Annotated in this window: 4 protein-coding genes; 1 reads left to right on the top strand and 3 read right to left on the bottom strand. The window is 54.2% G+C overall.

All coding sequences use genetic code 11. The features are described 5' to 3' along the window. Window positions 1-96: 96 nt before the first annotated feature. Window positions 97-672 (bottom strand): hypothetical protein, encoded by a 576-nt coding sequence (locus tag P0D96_RS47260; protein WP_408321142.1) that lies wholly within the window; start codon window positions 670-672, stop codon window positions 97-99. Window positions 673-2,173: 1,501 nt separating this feature from the next. On the opposite strand from P0D96_RS47260, the gene P0D96_RS47255 reads away from it, so the two are divergent. Beyond that, a complete protein-coding gene (locus tag P0D96_RS47255) occupies window positions 2,174-4,114 on the top strand; it encodes a hypothetical protein (protein WP_408321140.1) in 1,941 nt (646 codons plus the stop codon). A gap of 377 nt (window positions 4,115-4,491) precedes the next feature. Here P0D96_RS47255 and P0D96_RS47250 read toward each other — a convergent pair whose 3' ends face one another. Further along, window positions 4,492-5,991, bottom strand: a complete 1,500-nt coding sequence (locus tag P0D96_RS47250; RefSeq protein WP_408321138.1) for a hypothetical protein — start codon at window positions 5,989-5,991, stop codon at window positions 4,492-4,494. A gap of 54 nt (window positions 5,992-6,045) precedes the next feature. Then, window positions 6,046-6,300: hypothetical protein (locus tag P0D96_RS47245; protein WP_408321136.1), on the bottom strand; the 255-nt coding region annotated here is incomplete at its 5' end.

The raw sequence follows: 6,300 nt of genomic DNA, 5'->3' as shown, positions 1-6,300 counted from the left end.
TGGCCCTCAGGAAGAGCATGTCCGGCTGCAGAAAGTTCTGGGTTCGGCCACTTTAGGCCATTCGAGAGAGGACTTGGTGATCCGCCGTAGAGTGCATCACATATCGGACGGCTTGTGTTGCGTGATCAGCTTGTCGGCTTCCTTCGACTGCAGAAACACGTTCCGCTGTTCAAGGCGAGAGCCGTTCGCGTCGATGTCGAAATGTATGTAGGTGATCGCCGCGCCACCCTTCAAGTGCCAGACCTTTTTCCAGAACGGTGCGCCCTGCGAGGTCTGCCCGGGCCAGTACTCCGCACTGGGATTGCCGTAGCGCTGTTGAAACTGGCTCGTCATGGCCACGTCGAAGGCGGCGTCCGCCACGTCGCTCGCCGGTGGCGCGAAACTGATCGTAATCAGCACGAGCCGGTCATTCAGAAATTGCGCGATTGTGCTCGAAGGCTCGTTGCCGAACGTTGTCGATTTGCTGGAACACCAGCGACCGACACTTGATGGTGGAGCATCGGCGCAGACGAAGTTCTCGCCAGCGTGCTGCTGGAGGAATGTTTGCTCGGATGCGCCGAAGCGCGTGGCCTTGTAGGAAAGGTCGACCGTAGGTCCCGCAGCGACCACCTGCGCGGCAAAAAGTAGTGCGACGGTCGTGGCCGCCATGGTCGAGACTGTGGTCGATTTCATCCTGGTGCTCCCTGATGGGTTCGGGCTCGTACTCGGGCTTGCAATCGGGGCCAATCCCGTACGCTTCTTCCGTGCAGCCGACAATAATACGCGCACGGAGCATATCCGATACCACCGAGAGAACCCGAGGCCGCCAAGTTATAGCACGGTTACCCGGGACGACGCGCCCAATGACCGCTTTGGAGCGCATCGACGGACCGCTTGGGGTCGATGCTGTTGAAAAAGTCGCTGACCGTCTCTCTCAAAAGGTTTTTAGGGGTCTTCCTACCCTTAACCTGCGTTCGCCAGCGGTTTGTAGGCCGATCTAAGGGGTCGTTTTTCTCACCGGCGATTTGAGAAAGCAGAGCAGCGACTTTTTCAACAGCATCGGTCGGCTGCGGCCCTTGGCGGATGGCCTCGCAATTTAGTAACCGCAGCCCGCGTCGGCGGTCCTATCGCCGACCGTTCAACCCTCGGCTTCCGTCTACGTCCGGGAAGTCTTACGATTTCCGTTTTTCCAGTCTTACGAAAGGTACCACCAGTCTCACGAATTCCGTTTCCTCGCACGAGTGTCCATGGTCGTTCTGGCAAGAATTGATTCAGCTATGATACTGTATAAATATACAGTATCGCGAGCACCCGGCTATGTCACGGTCCGAGAATCAATTGTCGGAAAACCGAATTCGTTGGACTAACGGCACGATTAGCTGGACTCGAAAGCCCGGAATTGACTGGACTGCCGGGAAGACGGGCAAATCCATGGCTTGCCGCGCTCGGCAGTCGACGTCAGGCACCGTGCAGATGAGGCTGTGTTCAAGATGGCGGGAGACGTTTTACGACCCACTCCCGACATTGAACGCGCTGCCGCCTCTATGGCAGCTTTCAGCCGCGCAGCAGCCATTCACGTCGTCGCTCCAGAAGACAAGTCTTTGGCCATAACCGCCATTCGTTGAACCGCACACGGCGCGGCAGCGAATGTCCGCCAGCCGGGAAATTCGAACGCGCCTGCCCGACCCCTATGCGCAGTTCGCGATTAGGCGCAGTTCGTACATTGGCAGGTGGTTGTTCAGCGAAGGCGAGGTCGCAACAGTACAACATCCACACAGCGCCCTGAAATACCGCTCGCTACGCGAGTTTCGCCAGCAAACAAACTCTCCAACCTAAGCGTGACCGCGTGTCCGGTCATGCAGGGGGCAAGTCCAAAACACTGATCGCTCCCCGTCAGCCGATAATTTCGCAGTCGTCACTTAAAATAGCGTCGGACACGGCATATATTGCGGCTCTTATTTTCGTGAGTGGGGCGGGTTGGATCGTGCTCGAAAGCCTATTGCGACTACTCTGGAGGCGCTCGCGGCCTTGACTTGGTCCTTCGAGCGGCTTCGTGCTTGCTGCGCGCACTCCAATTGTGCTTGAGCCAGTACGTTAGTCGTCACGGTTGTTGGTGTGACGATGCCCAACTAGCTTTAGATGAGACACTGAACTATCGTCTAAAGGCTCTCGTAATTTCCCTGCGGAGACGGCTATGACTTGGAGTTCAATGAGCGGATACTTCATTCAAAGCACATACGGGGATGCGGGAAACTTCGAGGTGATTGTTCCTTGGGTGGGAGGAGGCTTAGCGCATTACTGGCGTGATAATGATTCTGCGACGTTGGATTGGCACGGCCCTATCCTATTTGGGGAAGGTCGCATCTCAGGCGTCTCATTCATCGAAGGCGATTACCAGTTCACAGATAATGAAGATCATTGCGATTTCGAATTGATTGTAGTCCGCCAGGTGGACGATCCGAATGACACAGACTCACATGGTGTTCTTGAATCGTATTGGCGCGAAAACAGTCCTCCATTTACATGGCATGGCCCGTTTCGACCCATCCCGAGTGTGGACAACGTCGAAAACAATCCCGCCTTGATCCAAGGCGGATTCACTGATCCTATCGGCAACAACAAGTTGGTTATCGGCGACCCTGGGAACCATCAAAACTTCTACATAGCCTACATGACGGCTGATGGAAAACCGGCGCTCTTCGCCCGTTACAACAACCCTACAGTACTGACTAACGAGGAGACGCCTCCTGACAAAAGCTGGCATTTTCTAGGCTTTTTGAAATCGACTGGGGAAGTGCGAGGAGACGGCATATGCTTGATGGAAGGGCCGTGGGGCACGGGGTACGTTGACTCGTATTCTCTGCGTGACAGCCCAAAACAAAAAATATTTGGCGGTGACTTAAACCTGCTTCTATGCGCGGAGGGAGATTTGCAGTTTTATTTCGCGGTTCCCGGCGTGACTTGGAATATAGATCCCGTTTCGTGGAGGGGTCCTTCGGTCGTAGGACGCGGTTACAGAGGGCGCCCATGTGTCATCCACGGAAGTATCGGTTACAAGAACCGGCCCATTTTTGGCAACGACCATTTCGGCCATTATGAGATGGTTGTACCCCGCATGGATAGTGGTCTTGCCCATTTTTGGAAAGATCTCGGGGATGCTTACCAAACCCAAGCAGCCGGAACTCACTTCCCCGGAGACATATACCCTGTGGAGTGGACCGGTCCTTGCGTCTTCGGCAGCGGTCATTATGACGAGGTGTCGTTCATCCAAAGCAACTATTCGTCCAGTGGTGATAACGGCAATTTCGAGTTAGTTGCGCGTCGCAAGGGGCAGCAAGGATTTGACTTTTACTGGCGCCCTGATAACGAAGGATGCACGTGGTATGGTCCCGTACAAGTTGGGTACGCGCCACATGCAACGATTACTCACCTGAATTCGCGGTTCAATGAAAAAGTTGTCGACTCTGAGGAAGTTGTCTTTGATTGGAAGGGTTGCAATTTGAAAAGTGCGCCAGCAGAACTCAATCAACCTCGCACGTTCAAAGGCACGAAAGAAACCCTACAGCAGATTTATGAAATCGAGGCAGTCGTCACTAATTTCACGCCAGGTACCGCCGTAGTGTGGACGTTATTTGATCATCTGTTGCAAGACGGGATAGGTTCAGTTTTCTCGATCCAGTATAAACTCGACGGACTTAAAGTCACGCTTTGGAACATGCCCGGGGATACTTCCAACCGGGCAGGAAGCTTGGTAGTCCGGCTCCCGGACGATACGGTGCCGATGCCAATCCCCAGTTTCGCATCTGCTGCGGTGAGCTTCCAAGGAATAAGCACGACATGGGAACCGGACTTTTACGAAATAGTGGGCAGTTGCAAAGCAGCATGGGGCACGCTCTTGCAGCATCTCGCGACCACCCCTCAGCCTATCCCGCATTATGAGCCGGGTGAGTTGATGCAAATCAGCCAGGAACATCTTGTAGAAATCATTGGGAAAGTCCTAGCGTCGCAGGAAAGCAATGTTGCGCTACAGACTCTAAAATTTTCATCGAAATCAGAGTTGGTAGATCTCATTCAACAACTCGCTGTCCGGCATCCCGATGCGGTACGGGGAGTCTTGGGCAACCCCCGAAGCTAAGGGAAAGGCCGAGGCGTTTGAACGCCCAGTACGGCAGAGGCGCGAGATTTGCAGCAGTATCCGCTACCGCTGCTTCAAAACGCAGTTCTCGATCATTGTTAGCGCGAGACATGATCGTCGGGTAACCGCTGCCGAGGAGGCCGCGTGAACGGCCGTTCCAGTCCCGGAACCTGCCATAGCCCTCGCATTTGGTCGACCGGCACGTGCGCTGCCATTCGCGCAACGGTCTCGACGATTGCATATGAATTGGCAACTATCGGCCAACTCCGGCCAGTCGACCATGCTCTCAGGCCGACATTCAAACGTCGGCTTCCTTCTGAAGGTGCTCGAAGGGGAGCGCTGCAAAGCAGCGCCCTAAGCGCACCTTGCCAGCAACCCTAGCCATGCAGTTGCAAATTGCGTTCGATAATGCGCGCGGCACGGGGATCGGAGACCAAGAACTTGTCGACCGGTCGCAATTTGCTTCCGCTATGGTCTTGCCCGTTCGTCCGCGCTAGCCCTGCGCCGATCCAGTTTTCGATCTTTTTGCTCGACGCTTGCTGGCTTATGCGGAAAAGGCCTGAAACTGTCTTGTTACTAAATTCGGTGCTCGGCAGTTTCGTTATCTGTTCGATGTGCGAGGGCGAGAATTCATCCTGAACGGTTTTCGTGGAATATAAGTCCATCCCGGAGTCAAACGCTTGGCGCGTGAGTTTGGAGAAATGTCCTTGATTCTGCTGGATATGATTGGTCAAAACCGTGTCGAGAATGGTCACGAGTTTGCGCGGTGACATCGCTGCAAGCTGCGTCAGCTCGTCATAGACATTTTTTTCATCGACCGAGCCGTCGCAGATATCAGCAAGCTTCGTTACCTTTTTCTTGGAGAAGTGGTCGAGCCGTGCTTCCACTAGCTGTCGAAGATACGACTTCTCCCACTTAATAGTTTCATTGGGTAGGCGATCCCAGCGGACGGACATCTTTTCTTCAAGGTTCAAGTTTGACCGGACACGATCCAACAGGTAAAACGACCATCCGAGCCCAGCAATTTCATGTAGCTGCACGTTCGAAAAAATAGGGTAGATAAGTCGTGCAGCGACGAGCGCGTCATTCGTCGTCCAATCGGTTTCGTCGATTTTGTCCACCTGAACAAGCAGCCCGCTAAAGCCAAACAGCCTTGCGAACTCCACTGCTTTGTGAAATATGAAAATCGGATCATCGGATTGCCATGCGTCTTTCTGCGCTGCCAACAGCGACTTAAACGCGTCCACGTTGCCCACGTCGAAGTCAAGATATTTCTTGGCGAGACCGCTTGCCAAGTCGACGACGGTGCTGGAAACGGAGTCCCATTTCTTCTCCACCCACATCTGACTTCGCCGTGGCAGAGACACGTTAAGTAGCTCGAAGCACTCGTGCGCGGAAGCCATGCGGGCATTGTCCGGCCGAGACAGATAGAAGCATGCGATGGCTTTGTCTACAAACGCACGATCGGCTTTGCTGAGGGCCTTGAGCATGGACTCAGCTTCACCTTTATCGAACGACGACAGCCAAGCCAAAGTTGCTTCGATCGTCAGGTAGAAGACTTGGTTGGCGTAAAGGCCGAGGCTGGTGTCCTTGCCGACGTGCTGGCGAAAGACCGAGAAATTGGTGAGGACGACGGTCAATGGCCGACCGGCGGTCTCCTTCCACAAGTTTCTTTGCACGGTAATGCGGGTTGCACTTTTCCCACTGCCTCGGCTTCCACACAAAGTGTAGGTGCCAAGTGACCGAGCCGCCTCCTGTACTCTATCGAGATACGGCGGCCGGATCGCATACTGATCGATCTCAGGCTCACGTTCGGCGGTGTTGGACTCGAAGGGGTTTCGGTGAAACCCTAGCTGAGCGTAAAAGTCTGTTTCCATGGAATCCCCGTCAAATTTTTTCAATTGTAAGACAAATGTGAGCGCAATTATATTTTAGTAGTAGTGGCATCCGCACGCCTGAACGCTTGAGCCATCGTCGGCTTCGTCACGACTTGACGGCCAGATCGAAGAGGCAAATGGCCCTTCTAACTTGAAAGCGGTCATCACGACTGCGCCGGTCGGATCGGCCGCAGTGGGTCGGTTTTTGCCCTTCGCACAGGTTACGATCAGCGATCGATCAAGGTCTGCGTCGGACCGGGTTCGGACGAATCTGTTGAAAAAGTCGTGTTTCGATTTGAGGTACGGGCA

Source organism: Paraburkholderia sp. RL17-347-BIC-D (genome assembly GCF_046027915.1).
GTDB lineage: Bacteria > Pseudomonadota > Gammaproteobacteria > Burkholderiales > Burkholderiaceae > Paraburkholderia.
The sequence above is the reverse complement of the archived record's forward strand: the minus strand, read 5'-3'. Positions and strand labels throughout refer to the sequence as shown.

What these genes read in the sequence shown, in the direction of transcription:
- P0D96_RS47255 (WP_408321140.1), top strand. Translation starts at nt 2,174, where the DNA reads ATGACTTGGAGTTCAATGAGCGGATACTTCATTCAAAGCACATACGGG.
- P0D96_RS47260 (WP_408321142.1), bottom strand. Translation starts at nt 672, where the DNA reads ATGAAATCGACCACAGTCTCGACCATGGCGGCCACGACCGTCGCACTA.
- P0D96_RS47250 (WP_408321138.1), bottom strand. Translation starts at nt 5,991, where the DNA reads ATGGAAACAGACTTTTACGCTCAGCTAGGGTTTCACCGAAACCCCTTC.